The organism is Roseateles saccharophilus, from assembly GCF_004342485.1.
GTDB classification, from domain to species: Bacteria; Pseudomonadota; Gammaproteobacteria; order Burkholderiales; family Burkholderiaceae_C; genus Pelomonas; species Pelomonas saccharophila.
This window is the reverse complement of the sequence record NZ_SMBU01000021.1, coordinates 42,319-59,810: the sequence shown is the minus strand read 5'-3', so window position 1 is coordinate 59,810 and position 17,492 is coordinate 42,319. Positions and strand designations below refer to the sequence as shown.

At 67.2% G+C, this 17,492-nt stretch carries 13 protein-coding genes and 2 tRNA genes; 13 read left to right on the top strand and 2 right to left on the bottom strand.

From position 1 onward, the window contains the following. The first annotated feature begins 12 nt into the window (after positions 1-12). Together EV671_RS16715 and EV671_RS16710 are read left to right on the top strand one after the other, a co-directional pair. Positions 13-89: transfer RNA gene (locus tag EV671_RS16715), tRNA-Arg, on the top strand. A 127-nt stretch (positions 90-216) separates the two neighbouring features. Continuing rightward, positions 217-293, top strand: a tRNA-Arg gene (locus EV671_RS16710). A gap of 341 nt (positions 294-634) precedes the next feature. Here EV671_RS16710 and EV671_RS16705 read toward each other — a convergent pair. Together EV671_RS16705 and EV671_RS16700 are read right to left on the bottom strand one after the other, a co-directional pair. Next, positions 635-1,660: a YncE family protein gene (locus EV671_RS16705; protein WP_243655773.1), complete on the bottom strand. Its 1,026-nt coding sequence runs from the start codon at positions 1,658-1,660 to the stop codon at positions 635-637. A 34-nt stretch (positions 1,661-1,694) separates the two neighbouring features. After that, positions 1,695-2,219, bottom strand: a complete 525-nt coding sequence (locus tag EV671_RS16700) for a hypothetical protein (protein ID WP_132573776.1) — start codon at positions 2,217-2,219, stop codon at positions 1,695-1,697. A 131-nt stretch (positions 2,220-2,350) separates the two neighbouring features. Between EV671_RS16700 and EV671_RS16695 the strand changes: the two genes are divergently transcribed. From EV671_RS16695 to EV671_RS16645, 11 genes are all read left to right on the top strand, one after another. Next, complete coding sequence (locus EV671_RS16695) at positions 2,351-3,712, top strand: sensor histidine kinase (RefSeq protein WP_132573774.1); 1,362 nt, start codon at positions 2,351-2,353, stop codon at positions 3,710-3,712. 139 nt (positions 3,713-3,851) lie between these two features. Continuing rightward, complete coding sequence (locus tag EV671_RS16690) at positions 3,852-4,853, top strand: ABC transporter substrate-binding protein (protein WP_132573772.1); 1,002 nt, start codon at positions 3,852-3,854, stop codon at positions 4,851-4,853. 2 nt (positions 4,854-4,855) lie between these two features. Then, the gene (locus tag EV671_RS16685) at positions 4,856-5,680 is read left to right on the top strand and encodes an ABC transporter ATP-binding protein (RefSeq protein WP_132573770.1); all 825 of its coding nucleotides are present in this window, start codon (positions 4,856-4,858) and stop codon (positions 5,678-5,680) included. Between the two features lie 23 nt (positions 5,681-5,703). Then, on the top strand, positions 5,704-6,564 hold the full coding sequence (locus tag EV671_RS16680; protein WP_207911184.1) for an ABC transporter permease: 861 nt from the start codon (positions 5,704-5,706) through the stop codon (positions 6,562-6,564). 30 nt (positions 6,565-6,594) lie between these two features. Beyond that, complete coding sequence (locus EV671_RS16675) at positions 6,595-7,464, top strand: hypothetical protein (protein WP_132573766.1); 870 nt, start codon at positions 6,595-6,597, stop codon at positions 7,462-7,464. Then, positions 7,461-8,909, top strand: a complete 1,449-nt coding sequence (locus tag EV671_RS16670) for a PstS family phosphate ABC transporter substrate-binding protein (protein WP_132573764.1) — start codon at positions 7,461-7,463, stop codon at positions 8,907-8,909. Before EV671_RS16675 ends, EV671_RS16670 begins: the two co-directional genes overlap by 4 nt. Positions 8,910-8,938: 29 nt before the next feature. Further along, positions 8,939-10,102 carry a PstS family phosphate ABC transporter substrate-binding protein gene (locus tag EV671_RS16665; RefSeq protein ID WP_132573762.1) on the top strand — a complete coding sequence of 388 codons (1,164 nt, stop codon included), beginning with the start codon at positions 8,939-8,941 and terminating at the stop codon, positions 10,100-10,102. A gap of 75 nt (positions 10,103-10,177) precedes the next feature. Continuing rightward, positions 10,178-12,241, top strand: coding sequence for a TonB-dependent receptor (locus EV671_RS16660; protein ID WP_243655772.1), 2,064 nt, complete (start codon positions 10,178-10,180; stop codon positions 12,239-12,241). 88 nt (positions 12,242-12,329) lie between these two features. After that, positions 12,330-13,385 carry a PstS family phosphate ABC transporter substrate-binding protein gene (locus tag EV671_RS16655; protein WP_132573758.1) on the top strand — a complete coding sequence of 352 codons (1,056 nt, stop codon included), beginning with the start codon at positions 12,330-12,332 and terminating at the stop codon, positions 13,383-13,385. An 86-nt stretch (positions 13,386-13,471) separates the two neighbouring features. Then, entirely contained in the window at positions 13,472-14,749 is a 1,278-nt protein-coding gene (locus EV671_RS16650) for an ATP citrate lyase citrate-binding domain-containing protein (protein WP_132573756.1), read from the top strand. Positions 14,750-14,767: 18 nt separating this feature from the next. After that, positions 14,768-17,491 (top strand): CoA-binding protein, encoded by a 2,724-nt coding sequence (locus tag EV671_RS16645; RefSeq protein ID WP_132573754.1) that lies wholly within the window; start codon positions 14,768-14,770, stop codon positions 17,489-17,491. The last annotated feature ends 1 nt before the right edge of the window (position 17,492 follow it).

Here is a 17,492-nt window from a genome sequence, read left to right as displayed (position 1 = left end):
TGTGAGGCTTCAGCGGCTGTAGCTCAGTTGGATAGAGTACTTGGCTACGAACCAAGGGGTCGTGGGTTCGAATCCTGCCAGCCGCACCAATAACAAGAAGAGAATCAACGGGTTGGATGCGAAAGCATCCAACCCGTTTTCCGTTGGGTGACGCGTCAAAAGGCCTCTGCATTTGCCGGCTGGGCCCGGCAAGCCATGGTATGCTGTAAGGCTTCAGCGGCTGTAGCTCAGTTGGATAGAGTACTTGGCTACGAACCAAGGGGTCGTGGGTTCGAATCCTGCCAGCCGCACCAATAACAAGAAGAGAATCAACGGGTTGGATGCGAAAGCATCCAACCCGTTTTCCTTTGCGCGGGGAGATTCTGGGAACTCTCCACACGGAGCGAAGTCTGCAGCGCATGCTGCCGAAGCCCTGACGGCAGGTCATCAATGCATGGCTGCCGAACCTCCCGTTCGTGTCTGCCTTGATGGGGTGATGAATCTCTGGTCTGCCGACGGCTTTGCCGCCGTGATGTGGACAGGGGCCGGCGCTACGTCGGTAAAAAAATGAGCCGCCGGGGCGTTGCCCGGCGGCTCATTGCTTCAACTGCAGTCGTGCGGAAAACCGGAGCGATTCCGTGTCATGCCATGCCCATCACTTCCTCGCTTCGCCGACGACCTCGAAGCGCAGCAGCCCTGCCTTGCTCTTGTCTGAGCCGCCGACGGCCACGTACAGCAGGTTCTGCGATGGCACCAGGAAGGAGGTCTTCGCACCGAACTCGGAGGGGACCTTCTCCAGTTCCTCGTAGTGGTCGGCGTCGATCTGGCGGAACACCGCGACATGGCCGTCGCCGGTCGCATAGATGCGGCGATTCTTTTCGTCGAACGTCATGCCGTTGGTTCGCGGCGGGGCGTCGAAGCTGGCGACCGTCTCGCCGCCGGTGGTGGACTTGACGACCAGCTTGAAGGGCTTGCGCGTGATGATGAAGAGGCGCTGGTTCTTCTCGTCCAGGTCGATGGCCGAGTTGTTCTGGCCTTCCGTGACGGGCCAGGTGGCCAGCAGTTTGCGTGTCTTCTTGTCGAGCACCGCGACCTCGCTCTTGCCCGCGACGTTGACGAACACGCGGGAGCCCTTCTGTTCGGCGACGACGCCTTCGGTGAAATCGGTGTCGAACGTCACCTCGCCCAGCACCTTGCCCGAGCGGGCATCGACCTGGGACAGCACCGTCTTGGGCATTTTCTGGGTGGCGTTCTTGCCACCGGTGACGAACCAGAGCTGGCGGGCAGACGGGTCGTAGGCCATCACGTCGGCGCCCGGCGTGAGCTTGACGGAATCCACCACGGCGTAGCTGCGGCCATCGAGCACCTTGCTGAGGCCGTCGCCGCTGTTGCTGACGACGAGGCGATTGCGCTCCGGCTCGACGTGGATCGCATGTGGCGTCTCCATGCCGGGCACGGACTTGAGGTGCTTGCCGGAGCGCAGATCGAAGACCTCGAGCGTGCCGCCGTCCTCGCCGGCGAGGAACAGGCGGTTGCCCTTCACGTCGGCGCCGAAGTGGTCGAAGTCGCCCTGGTAGGTCGGCAAGTCGGTGCGGCCCAGCAGGCGCAGCGCCGGTTCGGCGCCGGCCGCGAAGGGAAGCGCCGCCAGCGCCGCCAGCACGGTGGCGCGGAGCGCGGTCATCGAGGTCTTCATCTGCGAACTCCTGCGGGTGGCCTTACTTGGCGGCGTCGAACAGCGCGTCGTAGGACGGGATCTGCTTGGCCAGCGCGTCGCGCAGCACCGTGGCCTTCTTCAGGTAGGCGATCTCCTGCTCGCTCGTGTGCGGGTTGGCCGGCGGGTTCTTGAAGGCATAGACGACCAGGCCGATGTTCTCGCCCTGCGCATCGCGCATCGGCATCAGGATCACGACCTTCTTCGGGTTGTCCTTCACGCGCTTCCAGCGCGGATCGACGATGGTGATGCCCTTCTTGATGACGTCGATGTCGTCCGGGTCGTCGGGGTTGCCGACGCGCTCGGGGAAGGAGCCGGCGAACATCGTGTAGGTCTCGGTCAGGCCGGGCGGGTTGCCGTGCAGCGTGACGCTGAGCAGCTCGGGGTGCTTGGCCATCGTTTCGTCGGACAGCTTCTGGCCGTAGATCTTGTGGGCCGGGGCCGTCCAGTTCTTGTCGGCGGCCCATGCGCCGGTGCTGAGGGCAAGGGTGGCGGCTGCAAGCAGCGCGCATCCGAACAGCTTCTTCATGCTTTGTCTCCTGGGTGGACGTTGAGGGGGTGTGCGCGGCGGATTCTGGGAACCCACCCTGTACGCTGCCTGTCTCGATTCTGAAAAACCGTTCAGCCTGCGTGAGCGCAGTTTCACTACCATCCGCGGCCATGAAGTCCATCGGCAGCCGCATCACGCTCTGGTACGCCATCACGCTGACCGCGACGCTGGCCTGCCTGTTCATCGCGGGCCACTACCTGCTCGAGCGCTATCTCGTGAAGCAGCTCGACGAGCTGACCGAGACCCAGTTCAAGCACCTAGCGGCCACGCTGGGGCGGGACTACGCGAGCCTGACGCCCCAGGTCATCGATGAGCGCATCCGCGAGGCGACCGAATCGGCGTCGTCGATGTTCTACGTGGACATGCACGGGCCGATGACGAACCGCTTCTTCAAGTCGCACAACCTGCACGGCATGGCCATTCCCGACCTCATCGGCGAGAAGACCTACTCGATCACGGTCGAGGGCCTCGGCGAGGTGCGCGTCGGCGAGTACAGCCTGCAGCCCTTCGACGTCCTGATCGCAACGCCGATGGCGCCCGTGCTCGACCTCATGGGAGGCTACCGGCGCGTCTTCTTCGGCCTGCTGGGGACGGCGCTCGTGTTGAGCGTCGTCATCGGCTACGGGCTCAGCGAGCTCATCCTGAAGCCGGTGCGCGTGATCCAGGCGACCGCGCTGCGCATCCGCTCCGACAACCTCGCCGAGCGCATTCCCGTGGCCGATGTGCAGGACGAACTCTCGCAGCTGGCGCGTTTCCTGAACCAGATGTTCGACCGGTTGGAGCGATCGTTTTCCGAAATCCGGCACTTCGCTGCCGAGGCCTCGCACGAGCTGAAGACGCCGCTGTCGCTCGTCAGGCTGCACATGGAGAGGCTGCTCGTGGACGACGGCCTCTCGGCGGTCCAGAAGGAGTCCATCGTCGTGCAGCTCGAGGAGATCGGGCGCGTCAATCGCATCATCGACGAGCTGCTGTTCCTGTCGCGCGCGGATGCAGGAGCCGTGCTGGTCGACCTGAAGCCCCAGCGGCCCGAACAACTGCTGGGCGCCTTTGCGCAGGACGCCGCCGCGCTCGCCGAGCACGACGGCAAGCGCTTCGAGTGGTCGCACCACGGCGACGGCAGCGTGGACATCGACGCCAAGCGCATCCGCCAGGTGCTGCTGAACGTGCTGACCAACGCGCTCAAGGTGTCGCCGCGGGGCAGCCTCGTCAGCCTCGCCTCGACACTGGCCGACGGCCTGTGGCGCATCAGCCTGGTGGACGAAGGCCCGGGCCTGAGCGCCGAAGACTGCGAGCGCATCTTCGATCGCTTCGTGCGCCTGGGCGCGGAGAGTTCCGACCCGCGCGGCAGCGGCCTGGGGCTGCCGATCTCGCGCAGCATCGTGACGATGCACAAGGGCCGCATCTGGGCGACCAGCCGCGACGTCGGGCGAGGCCTGCGCGTCGTCATCGAGATCCCGACCTCGGCGGGTTGAGGCCGGCGCCGCGGCATCCGCCTGAACGCACTTTCAGGAAGAGTTCACCCAGCAGTCAGGTCGCGCTCCTAAGGTTCGAGTCATCGTGTCCGGCATTGGACGCCGCACGAGCAACACCTCGAACCGGAGACAGACTGCGATGAACGCCAAACACAAACTCCTGCTGTGCGCCAGCCTGGTCGGCGCGCTGATGGCCGCTGCGCCCGCGGCCCACGCCGAGAAGATCACGCTGATGGTCGGCGGCTACGAAAAGATCATCTACCTCCCCGCCAAGCTCGCCGAGCGCCTGGGCTACTTCAAGGAAGAGGGCCTGGACGTCGAGCTGCTGAACGAGGGCTCCGGCGTCGATGCCGAGAACGAGCTGCTCACCGGCGCGGTCCAGGGCGTGGTCGGCTTCTACGACCACTGCATCGACATGCAGTCCAAGGGCAAGTTCATCCAGTCGGTCGTGCAGTTCAGCCATGCGCCGGGCGAGGTCGAGCTGGTGTCCAGCAAGTACCCGCAGGCCAAGGGCATGGCCGACATGAAGGGCAAGACGCTGGGCGTCACGGGCCTGGGCTCGTCGACGAACTTCCTGACCCAGTTCCTGATGGTCAAGGCGGGCGTGAAGCTCGGCGAGTTCACGTCGCTGCCCGTTGGCGCCGGCACCACCTTCATCGCAGCGATGCAGCAGGACAAGATCCAGGGCGGCATGACCACCGAGCCGACGATCTCGCGCCTGCTCAAGACCGGCGAGGCCCGCGTGCTGGTCGACCTGCGCACGGCCGAGAAGACCAAGGAAGCCCTGGGCGGCACCTATCCGGCCGCGTCGCTCTACATGAGCAACGATTGGATCGAGAAGAACAAGCCGACGGTGCAGAAGCTGACCAACGCCTTCGTCAAGACGCTGCGCTACATCAACAGCCACAGCGCCGCCGAGATCGCCGCCAACATGCCAAAGGACTTCTACGTGGGCGACCAGGCCGGCTACGTCAAGGCGCTCGACCAGGGCAAGGGCATGTTCACCGCCAACGGTGTGATGCCCCAGGGCGGCCCCGAGACCGTGCTGTCGGTGCTGTCGGCCTTCTCTCCCAACCTCAAGGGCAAGAAGGTCGACCTCGCCAAGACCTACACGACCGAGTTCGTGTCGAAGGTGAAGTGATCATGGCCGGCACCGCAGACAGCAGCCCGGCCATCGAGCTGATCAACGTGACGCGGCGCTTCGTGGCGCCGGACGGAAAGTCGATGACGGCGCTGCGCGATTTCACGATGACCGTCGAGCGCGGCGAGTTCGTCGCGGTCGTCGGGCCGACCGGCTGCGGCAAGTCGACCACGCTGAACCTGATCACCGGGCTGGCCGCGCCGTCGGCCGGCGAGGTGCGCCTGTTCGGCGGACCGGTCGACGGCATCGACCCGCGCATCGGCTTCGCGTTCCAGACCGATGCGCTGTTCCCCTGGCGCAGCGTCATCGACAACGTCGTGGCCGGCCCGCTGTTCCGCGGTGTTCCCAAGGCCGAGGCCTACGAGAGCGCGCGTCACTGGCTGGCGCGGGTCAACCTGTCCGGCCACGAGGCCAAGTACCCGCACCAGCTCTCCGGCGGCATGCGCAAGCGCGTCGCGCTGGCGCAGACCTTCATCAACGGACCGCAGATCCTGCTGATGGACGAACCCTTCTCGGCGCTGGACGTGCAGACCCGCGTGCTGATGCACGACGAGCTGTTGAGCCTGTGGTCGCAGTCCAAGGCCTCGGTGGTGTTCGTCACGCACGACCTCGAGGAGGCCATCACGCTGGCGGACAAGGTCTACGTGCTGACCTCCGGCCCGGCCACCGTGAAGTCGGTCTACCCCATCGACATCCCGCGCCCGCGCGTCGCCGCCGAGATCCGCTACGAGCAGAAGTTCATCGACATCTCGCACACCATCTGGAACGACCTGCGCGCCGAAGTCCTGCGCGGTGCCTCGCGCGACGAGGCCAGGGTCGCGGCATGAACGACAACGCCATGAGCAGCACCATGTCAACCACCATTACCGCCGCGCACGCACGCGGCACCTCCGAGGCCGAGATCGAAGCCGCCGCCGCGCGCGCCGCTACCAAGCGACGCTATACGGTGAACTTCTGGCGCTGGTTCATCCTCGTCGTCTTCCTCGGCGGCTGGGAGCTCCTGTCGTCCACCAAGGTCATCGACGAGTTCTTCTTCTCCAAGCCCTCCGACATCTGGGCGCGGCTGTGGACCTGGATCACCGAAGGCACCGCCGAAGGCTCGCTCTGGTATCACCTCTGGGTGACGATGGAGGAGTCCCTGCTCGGCTTCGGCGTCGGGTCCATCGCGGGCATCCTCGCCGGCATCGCGCTGGGCCGCAACCGCATGCTGGCCGACGTGTTCTCGGTCTACATCAAGCTGATCAACTCGGTGCCGCGCGTCGTGCTGGCCCCGATCTTCATCATGGTGTTCGGCCTCGGCCTCACCTCCAAGGTGGCGCTGTCGTTCGTGATGGTGTTCTTCGTCGTGTTCTCGAACGCCTTCCAGGGCGTGCGCGAAGCCGACCGCAACCTGCTGGCCAACGCGCAGATCCTGGGCGCCAAGGGCTGGCAGCTGACGCGCTCCGTCGTCATCCCGTCGGCGATGAGCTGGATCTTCGCGTCGCTGCACGTCAGCTTCGGCTTCGCCATCGTCGGCGCCATCGTCGGCGAGTTCGTCGGTGCACGCTATGGCATCGGCCTGCTGATCAACATCGCCAAGGGCTCGTTCGACGCGGCCGGCATGTACGCCGCCATCGTCATCATCATGGTCGTCGCCCTCGCGGCCGAGTACCTGATGACGCTGGTGGAGAACCGCCTTGCCAAGTGGCGCCCCGCGCCGCTGCACGACTAGAGCCGGACTCGAACCCAAGCGAGGAGACCCATGAACAAGACATCCCTCTTGGCCGCGGCCCTGATGGCCGCCGCATTCACGGCGCAGGCGCAGCAGCCGACGCCGGTGAAGACCTATGCCCAGGAACTGGTGGATCGCACCGTGGCCCAGTACCCCGACCTGCGTGCGGTGGTGGTGCATGCCGCGTCGCCCAAGGCGGCCGGCAACATCATCATCGCGTCCAGCATCGGGCGCATCGGCGCCCCGGCGGACGAGCATGACCTCGACGTCGTTGCCACCGGCATGACGCGTGTCGCGATGGATCAGGGCAAGAAGCGCATCGAGGTGGAGCTGCCGCTGCGCGACGTTGGCGGCGCCACCGTCGGCGCGCTGGGCCTGGTGTGGCGGCTGCCGGTGGGCGGCTCGCGCGCCGAGTTCGAGCGCAATGCGACGGCGATCCGCGACGGGCTCTCGCGCCGCATCCTGAACGTCGCCAACCTGATGGAACCCTATCCCTACGAGCCGCTGGTGACGACCAAGTCCCGCGCGCAGACGCTGGTCGACGAGGCGCTGCTGCGCCACCCCGACGTGACCGTGCTGGCGCTGCGCGCGCGCAGCCATGGCGAGCTGGTGCTGCTGGGTTCAACCTTCGGGCGCCACGGCAAGAAGGCCGACGCCGACGACGCCAAGGTGATGGACAGCAGGGAGCCCAACACCGGCGTCTATTCGGGCGGCAAGCGCTTCGGCGTCGACCTGGCGCTGCACGACCGCAGCGGCGCTGCGATCGGCACGATGAACGTCGGCTATGCCTATTCGGGCAAGGAAGACACCAAGGCGCTGACGGCCCGCGCCATGGCGCTGCGCGACGACCTGCAGGCGCGCATCGACCCCGCCAAGCCGCTCGACGAGATCGACCCATGAAGCTCGCGCTGATTCCCCTCTGTGCGGCGCTGGTGGTCGGCGGCGCGTCGGCGGCAACGCCTGCTGCCGAGAAGAAGCTCTCCGTCTCCAGCATCGGCGCCGGTGCGATGGCGCCGCTGATGGACGCCTGGATGCGGGGCCTCGCGCAAGGGCAGGGCGGCTTCGTTCGCGGCCCGCGCTGGCAGCACGTGGACGACGCGGCCGCCATCGGCGCGCTGATGTTCGAGCGCGCCGACGTGGCACCGATGACGCGCATGCCGCTCACCATCGAGCTGGCGCCCTACGCCCACCAGTTCCACGGCGACATGATGAAGTCCCCGGAGCTGGCCCGCGTCGCGCTGTTGAACGGCCAACCGGTCTTCCTGGCATTCAACAGGCGCCCGGACACGCCGGTGCCGCTGGCGGTCGACGGCTTCGTGCGCTTCGCGCTCAGCCCGGCCGGCCAGGCGCTGGTCGCCAGCCAGCCGGGCTTTGCGCCGCTGCCGGCCGGCGAAGCCGATGCGGAGCTGGCCAAGCTGGCCGGCTACCGCGCGGCGCTCGACCCCGGCCTGCCCGTCTACAGGGCGCACGCCGGCGTGCACGGCGCGCTGAGCAGCGTCGGCAGCGATGGCATGAAGTCGCTGATGGACGGCTGGCTGCGCGACTTCCGCGCGCTGCAGCCCGGCGTGCGCCCCGGCGATCGCTGGGAGCATCTCGGCACCCTGAACGGCTTCCATGCGCTGATGGCCGGCGAGACGGACATCGCGCCCATGGGCCGGGAGCTCTGGCCCGACGAGGCCGCGGCGTTCGCGACGCTGCGCGGCGGGCGCGCGCCGCTGGAGATCCGCGTCGCGCGCGGCGGCTTCGACACCCAGCAGCGCACCACCGCGCAGGCGGTGTTCGTCAACGCGGCCAACCCGATCCAGCAACTGACGCTGGCGCAGCTCGCCGCCATCTTCGGCAAGTCGCCGACGATCACGCGCTGGGGCCAGCTCGGCCTCGGCGGCGAATGGGCCGACAGGCCCATCACGCTGGATGTGCCGCCGCATGTGACGCCCAACGCGATGTCGATGCAGATCATGGTGCTGCGCGGCGGGCCCTGGGCCGGGAGCGTGCACGAGGCTTCCGTCGCGGACACCGCCAAGGCCATTGCAGCCGACGCGGGAGCAATGGGCTTCGGTGGCTTCGAGGATGGCGGGCCTGGCCTGAAGGCCGTGCCGCTGGCGCGCGATGCGGTCAGCCCCGCCGTGGCCGGCACGCCCGAGAGCGCCGCAACCGGCCAGTACCCGCTGACGCGCTACATGTACATCCGCTTCGACCGCCAGCCGGGCCGGCCCATCCCGGCCGTGGTCAAGGAATTTCTGCGCTATGTGCTGAGCCGCCAGGGCCAGGAACCCGTTCCCTGCTCCGGCTACTACCCGCTGACCGCGCGGGAAGTGCGGGAAGAGCTGGCCAAGCTGAATTGACCCCTCCACAACGATAACGGAGACAAACGATGAATAGGAAGCTGACCCTGGTTGGCGCGGCAGCGCTTGCCGCCACCGCGTTCACGGCGTTCACCCCGGCGCAGGCCCAGACCGGCAGCGGCGCCACGACGCCGATGATGACCTGGGTGACGCCCGTGCTGGCCACCAACCCCAAGCAGACCGAGGAGCAGGCCGAGCAGGGCCGCCAGCACGGCCGCGACCTGCCCGAGCCCGAGATCCTGCAGCCCCGGATCGACCAGCGCCTGCCGAGCTATCAGCCGCGGAAGGACATCAGGATCAGCGGCACTTTCAAGGGCGCCGCGTCCGACGTGATGGTGGTGCTCGCGCAGAAGTGGATGGAGAAGTTCCACGGCTACTACCCCAACGCCCACCTGTCGATCGCGCCGCCCTATGCCGGCAGCCTCGGCGCCATCGAACTGATCAAGGGCGACCTGGACTTCGTCTTCGTGTCGCGCGAGCTCAAGCCCGACGACATCTCCAAGTTCAAGGCCAAGTTCGGCTACGACCCGCTCAGCGTGCCGATCTCCGGCGGCTCCTACCGCCACTTCGGCGCGCTCGACACCGTGGCGTTCTTTGTCAACAAGGACAACCCGATCGAGGCCATCACCTTCAAGCAGCTCGACCAGCTGTACTCGTCCACCCACGCGCGCGGCGGAAGCGCGATCACGACCTGGGGCGAGCTCGGGCTGACCGGCGAGTGGGCCGACAAGCCCATCAACCTGTATGGCATCAAGCCCTGGAACGGCTTCGAGGAATTCATCCGCCAGCGGGTGCTGAGCGCCGACGGCAAGCGGGGCGAATGGCGCGACGGCATCAAGTTCGAGAAGCTGGTCTTCCCGATGGCCAAGGACGTCGCCAGCGATCGCTACAGCATCGGCTACTCCGGCATGGCCTACACCGACGCGCCGGTCAAGCTCGTGCCGCTGGTCGAGAAGGAGGGCGACGTTCCCCAGGCCCCGACCTACGAGAACGTCGCGCTGGCCACCTACCCGCTGAGCCGGCTGACCTACTTCAACCTCAACAAGGCGCCCGGCAAGCCCTTGCCGTCCGTGCTCGAAGAGTTCATCAAGTTCGTGCTGAGCCGGGAAGGCCAGCAGGTTGTGCTCGACCACGCGCGCTATGTGCCGCTGCGCGCCAACCAGGCCGACGCGGCGCGCGCCCTCGTTCGCTGAGGCACGGCCGACGCGCCGATGCTGGCCTGCTCCCCGACGAACAGGCCCGCTTCAAAAACTACAACGGAGACGACGATGAAAGCAACCCAGGCCAGCTTGGCACTGGCAATCCTTGCGGCATTCCCGCTTGCCCATGCGGACGATCAACAGGGGCAGCCGGCCTCACCCAGTCCTTCGCAGGACGAGCGGCTGAGGGAGGAGCTGAAGGAGCTGGAAAAGGCGCCCAGCATGCCCATGACCAAGGAGGTCGCCTCGGGCGCGACCCTGAGCCAGGCCCAGGAGGGCTACACCGACGCGATCAAGAACGTGGCCGGAGTCGTTGCCACCAACTCGGCGGGTACGACCAACGATGCGTTCGCAATCCGCGGCATCAAGCTCAACCTGTTCGCCAATTACCGCCTCGATGGCGGCCTGCCGGTGACCGGCGTCATCACCAACCCGGTCGAGAACAAGGTGCGCGTCGAGACGCTCAAGGGCGCCAATGCACTGATGTTCGGCATCGCGAGCCCGGCGGGCATCATCAACTTCATACCCAAGCGCGCCGGCAACCGCGACGTGACCTCGGTGGGCTTTGCGGGCAACGCCTTCGGCCAGTACAGCACCAACGTGGATCTGGGCCGCCGGTTCGGAGAGAACCGCGAGTTCGGCCTGCGCTTCAATGCCTCGGCCATGCACATCGAGAACGGCATCCGCAACATGGGTGGTCGTGGCGAGTTCGCCAGCCTCGGATTGGACTTTCGCGTGACGTCGCGGCTGACCGTCCAGGGCGACTTCGAGTACTACAGCCGCCACATTCCCGAGCAGGCCGGCATCTCGCTGAAGCCGGCCGTCAACGGCGTCGTGCCGCTGCCGCGCGTGCTCGACCCGCGCCGGCTGTTGTCCGGCCGCTGGGATTGGTACAACCCCGAGACCTACAACTACCAGGGGCGGCTGGACTATCTGCTGTCGGACAACTGGAAGCTGCTGGTCCAGTCGGGCTACTCCAGTTCCTCCCGGCACCGCACGACGGTGCGGATCGGTGGCTACGACCTCGTGACCGGCGCGAACGGCGTCGTCACGGTGCAGCCCGTCACCAACGAATACGGGAATCACTTCACCCGCGCCGAGCTGCGCGGGCATTTCGACACCTGGTCCGTCGAGCACGACCTGACGGTCGGCATGTCTCGCACCTCGCGGTACTCGCTGGCCAAGGACGTCCAGAACCTCACGCTGCCGCAGCGGCAGAACATCTTCGACCCCATCGAGCTGGCCGCTCCGGTCTACACCAAGCCGGGCACCGCCAACCCGGCGCAGATCAGCACGGACGAAGGGCTCTACTTCTACGACACGCTCAGCGTCGCCAGGCCCCTGAAGCTGCTGATGGGCCTTCGTGCGGTGCATGACACCGAGAAGGTCGGCCTCACCGAGAGCAGCAGCCGGGTGCATTCGCCGGCCTACGGCGCGCTCTATGACGTGCTGCCTCATGTGACCTTGTTCGCGAGCGTCATGCAGGGCCTCGAGGCGGGTGGCACGGCGCCGGCCAACGCGGCCAATGCCAATGTCACGCTGGCGCCGGCGACGTCCAAGCAGAAGGAGCTCGGGGTTAGGGTCAGCGACATCTGGGGGCTGACCCTCAGCGCCTCCTACTTCGACATCGTGCGCGGCAACGCCGTGACGGATCCCGTCACCAACATCTTTGCCTACAGCGGCGACCTCACTTACAAGGGATTCGAGTCGACGGCCTCCTTCGACGCCACACGCGACCTGCGCTTCACGGGCGCCGTGCAGCGCCTGCATGCGCGGCAGGACTCGCCCAAGCAGCCGCTGATCGATGGCAAGGTGCCGGAGAACACGCCGGACTGGAGCGGCAATGTCGGCGTCTCGTACGCGATGCCGCAGTTGAAGGGCCTGACGCTGCGCGCGGTCGCCAAGCTGATCTCCAAGCGGCCGCTCAACGCGCAGGATCAAGGCTATCTGCCGGGATATGCGCTCTACGACCTCGGGGCGAGCTATGCGACGCGAATCGGTGGCAAGCCGGCGTCCTTCAACGTCTCGGTGGACAACGTCGCGAACCGTCGGTACTGGAACTCGATCGGCACCGGCACGCTGGGAATCGGCATGGACCGCAGCATCAAGTTCAGCGGCAAGTTCGATTTCTGAACCCACTTTCAGACGCCGTTCAGAACGTTTTCAGTCGCGATCCCTAACCTCCAGGCATCGCCACCCCATCAACCTTGGAGACAAACCGATGAAAAAAACCCTTGCCCTGCAAGCTGGCCTGGCCGCCGCGATCCTCACGCTCTGGGGCGTTCCCGCCCAGGCCCTGAAATACGCGGCCCCGGAACATTCGCTGAAGGCCGACCCGTCGATCCCGAATTGGAACCCGGGCCCGGTCGCCAGCGAGCCCGAGGAAGAGCTACCCATCGTCGGCGCGGACATCATGGATGAAGTCGTGCTGGGCTGGGCCAAGATCTACCGCAAGCAGTACCCACGCCTGTCGCTGACGCTGGACCTGCGCGCCTCCGGCGCAGGTGGCCCCGGCCTCGTGTCGGGCAAGGGCCAGCTTGCGCCGGTCGGCCGTGAGATGTTTCCCGCCGAGCGCAAGGCCTTCGTCGACAAGTTCGGCTACGAGCCGCTGGAGATCAAGGTCGCGACCGGCAGCGTCGGCTCGCTGGGCAAGACGGCCGCGAGCGTGATCCTCGTCGACAAGGACAACCCGATCGACTGCCTGAGCCTGCCTCAGCTCGATGCCATCTACTCCAAGACGCGCAAGCTCGGCTACAGGGAAGTCAACACCTGGGGCGATGTCGGCGCGACCGGCGCGTGGGCCGCCAAGCCCATTCACCTGTACGGGCTGAAACCGGTCAACGGCATCGAACAGTACTTCAAGGCCGTCGCCATGGACGGCGGCGAGTACAAGGACAACATCCAGTTCATGAAGGGCAAGGGCTTCAAGCACGTCTTTACCGTCGTTGCCGAGGAGATGGCCACGCACCCGGCCGGCCTGACCTACGCGCTGCTGGCCAACGTGACGCCCAACGTCAAGGTGCTCAACCTCTCGACGAAGCAGGGTGGTAGCTGCTATGCGCCGACGACCGAGAACGTCTACCAGCACAAGTACCCGTTCAGCCGCTACGTCTACATCTACGTCAACAAGGTGCCCGGCAAGCCGCTGGAGCCCAAGGTCAAGGAATTCCTGAAGCTCGTGCTGAGCCAGGAGGGCCAGCAGGTGGTGGCGGAAGAGCGGGTCTTCATTCCGCTGCTGCCCGAGGTCGTCAAGGAAGAGCTGAAGAAGCTGGACTGACAAGCGGCCCGTTTTGCCCCGCGCAAGGGCGCGGGGCCGGCCTCCCTGTCCTGCAGGGGCGCCCCCCAGGGGCGAGGAGCATTCCCATGCAAATTACCGGCATGCAGCACGGTGCCCGGCTGCTCGAATTCGTCGGCTTTCCGGTGCCCGAGGTGCTCGGCCCGGGCGCCAGCGAAGAAGAGATCAAGGCCATGCTCGACAGGCACGGCCTGCTGTTCGTCAAGCCGGTCTTCAAGGGCGGCATCGGCAAGAAGGGCAAGGCCGGCCTGCTCGGCAGGGCGCGTGACCTGCAGACCGCACTGGCCGAGAAGGAGCGCCTGTACTTCGCCGAGCACCAGGTGGGCCACAACCGGGCCAAGGCCAACGGCGTGACCTTCGAGGCCGGCGTGCCGGCCGAGCACGAGGTGTATTTCTCGATCAGCGATTCCACCCACTTCCGCGCGCCGACGATGACGCTCACGCACATGGGCGGCATGGACATCGAGGAGCTGGACAAGCGGCAAGTGGCCCAGCTGCCGTTCGACCCGCTGACGGGCCTGAAGTCCTTCGTGGTGGCGAATGCGTTGACCGAGATCGGCGCGCCCCGGGAGATCATTTCGCCGCTGGTGCAGCACCTGCCCAAGCTGTGGGAGCTGTTCCACAACTTCGGCATGACGACGCTGGAGCTCAACCCCATCCGCATGCGGCCCGACGGCAAGGGCCGCCTCACGCCCGTGGCCTGCGACTTCAAGTGCGGCTTCGACCGTGACGACCCGCGCTGGCTGCGCCTGAAGCTGCCCGCCCACCTGTTCGCGGCCGACTACTCGGCCTTCGAGCAGGAGATCAACACGCTGCGCACCCACCAGGGCCAGAGCGACGTCTACGTCATCAACGACAAGGGCACGGTGCTGGCGCCCACCTTCGGCGGCGGCGCCAATTCGCTGGTGACCGAGATGCTGGGCGACGCGGCCATCATCAGCTCCGACTTCGGCGGCAACCCGCCCTACGGGAAGATGAAGGAGGTGGCGCGCATCTGCTTCAGGCACTGGCTGAGGCAGGCCAATGTGCTCTTCATCATCGGCGGCAAGAGCAACAACACCGACATCTTCGAGACGCTGCGCGCGATGGCGGATGCGCTGCGCGAGCACTTCAGCCAGCACGGCCCCACGCCGCTGTACGTGGTGCTGGGCCGCGGCGGGCCGAACCTGGTGCGCGGCATGGGCGCGCTGCGCGACACCTGCGACGCGCTGGGCCTGCCGTACCGGCTGTTCGGCTTCGACTCCGACATGAGCGAGGTGATCCAGTTCGCGAAACAGGTGGATGCCTGGATGCAGGCCGGCGGCCGCCAGCAGATCGCGACCCGTCTCGGCCTCGACGTCGCCTGACCACGAAGGAGAAGCGACATGCAGAGCATCCTGCAACGCCCGGGCGTTGGCGATTTCAAATACCACGTCGGCATCAGCTCGCTGATGCAGGTCGCCTCGCGCGAGGACCGGGTCTGCGTGCTCAACATCCTGGGCGGCGAGTCCAGCGAGGTTACGCCGGTGAGCCACGCCTACTCGGGCGGCAACGTGGTCTGCGGCACCGCACCCGGCAAGGGCGGGGCGGTGCTGCCAACCCCGGTCGGCGACATCCCCGTCTACAACAACGTGCGCGACGCGCTGGCCGCCGGGCACCGCTTCAACTGCGGCGTGGTCTACCTGCCACCATCCGCGGCGCGCGACGGCGTGGCCGAGCTGATCCGCGTGAACCCCGAGCTGCGCAAGATCTTCATCATCACCGAGAAGATCTCGGTGCACGATGCGCGCGAGATCCGTGCGATGGGGCAGCAACACGGCATCGACATCTTCGGCGCCAACGGCCTGGGCGCGGCCGATTCCTGGAACCAGGTGCGCATCGGCGGCGCCCTGGGTGGCGACAGACCGGGCGATTCGCTCAAGCCCGGCAGCATCGCCATCTTCTCCAACTCGGGCGGCTTCTCCACCACCATCGCGCAATACCTGCGCATGGCCGGCTGGGGCACGACCACGGTGATCTCCAGCGGCAAGGATGTCTACATCCACTACGCCGCGCCGGAATTCGCGTTCGCGCTGGCGAACGATGCGCGCAGCAAGGCCGCGGTGCTGTACTGCGAGCCCGGTGGCTACTACGAGCACGACGCGCACTTCACCAAGCCGGTGGTGGCCTGCGTTGTAGGGCGCTGGAAGAGCAGGCTCACGCGCGCCGTGGGCCACGCCGGCGCGATGGCCGGCGGCGACGACGACGCCCAGGCCAAGGAAGGCTGGTTCATGGAGAAGTTCGGCGTGGACGGCATCTTCACGCCCGACAACCCGGTGTTCTCGGCCAGGGGCGCGCTGGTGACCAACATCGCCCACATCCCCGCCGCGTTGACGGCCGTGATGCGCACCAACGCGACGATGCCCGACTTCGCGCCCGAAGGCAGCCTGGCGCTCAAGCCCTGGTTCGGCTCCGACGAGGGGCTGGACCTGCCCGAGGCGCTGCGCCTGCCGGTGGTGCAGGCCGTCTCGCCCTATGGCGAGCAGATCGCGTTGCTGAACAGGCAGATCGGCGGCGTGGTGCCGCGCCAGAACATGAAGGACGCCTCCGGCGCGTCGCAGATGGACGCGAAGACGCAGGTCAGCAGCCTGCACGGCAGCAGCATGCTGATGGCGGCCACGCTGCCGCTGGAGTCCAACGTGGCGCTGGCCCTGCTGCACGACGCGGGCGGCGAGAACGACCGCAGGCTGATCGCCCCTGTCATCGCGGCCTACGTCAACCTGCACGGCAGGCCCGAGCTGGCTGCGGCCCAGGCCAGCCGCGAGGCGGGCAACGCGCCCAATGCGGTGCTGGCGGCGGCCGCCGCCATCGTCGGCCCCAGGCGCCAGCAGGCGGCGCGCGAGGCGCTGCGCGGGCTGATCGAAGGCTTTCACGCGGCGGGGCTGGGCAACGAGTTCGGTGCGTCGCTGTCCGAGAGCTTCGACATCGCCAAGGTCGATGCCAGGGGCCTGGCCGGCCTGAGCAGCGACCGCCCCGACCCGCAGGCTGAGCGCCTGCTGGCGGGCGTGCAGGCCCACGGCGCACGCTCGGTCTTTCTGCGCTGGCTGCGCAGCCAGCCCGGCCACCCGACCGAAGCGGCCGTGCTGGCCGCGATCTCCGCCACGCTGGCCTGGGGGCCGCTGTCGCGCAAGCGCATCTCGCGCGCCACGGCCGAGAGCATCCCGTGGTGGCTGCAGCTGTTCGGCACGCTGATCGGTGCTTCCGCCGACGCGAGCCGGCACGAGCCGGGCGCCTTCTGCGGCATCGCCGACGCCGAGCTGCTGGGCCGCACGAGCCTGGGCGAGATCGCCTTCGCCGCGCTGCTGGGCTCGCGGCCGGACGAGGGCGATCTGTTCGCGTTCCAGACGCTGGTGGGCCTGCTGCTGACCAACGGCCCCGGTGCCATCTCGGCGCAAGGCGCGAAGGGTGCGGTCTCTGCCGATGGCCCGGAGCAGCCCGGGCGCGTGCAGCTCAACAAGGCTTTGCTGGGCTTCCTGAGCCACACCGGCTACGCGCATGGCGGCAATGGCTACGAGGGCATCGCCTTCCTGTGCGAGCAGTTCGAGGGCAGCGGCCTCGCGGACCCGGCGGCTGTCGACCACGGCCTCGACCTGCAGGCCATGGCCCGGCGCGCGGTGGCCCGGTATGCCCAGTACAAGGCCGACAGGAAGGGCGCGGGCAGCCTGGACATCGCCAAGCTGCCCGGCGTGAACCACCCGGTGTTCAAGGACAAGCCCGTCAACCACGACCCTCGCGAGGTCTTCATCGCCAGGCTGTTCGAGCAGCGCGGCGAGGCCAATGTGTTCCACCAGTTCTACCGCGCGCTGGTGCAGGAGTTGTTCGACGCCGGCGTCTCGCGCAACGTCTACTGCGTCAACATCGACGCGGTGATCGCCGCGCTGCTGCTGAAGATGCTGTGGCAGCCGCTGGCGCAGGGCCGCATCGGCGCACGCGAGCTGGAAACGGCCGCATTCACGATCTTCCTGTACCCGCGCATGCTGGGTTGCGCCACCGAGGCGGACGACCACCTCAACCGGGGCCGCAACATGGACACGCGCACGCCGGCATCGGCCTGCGCCTTCGTCGCTTGAA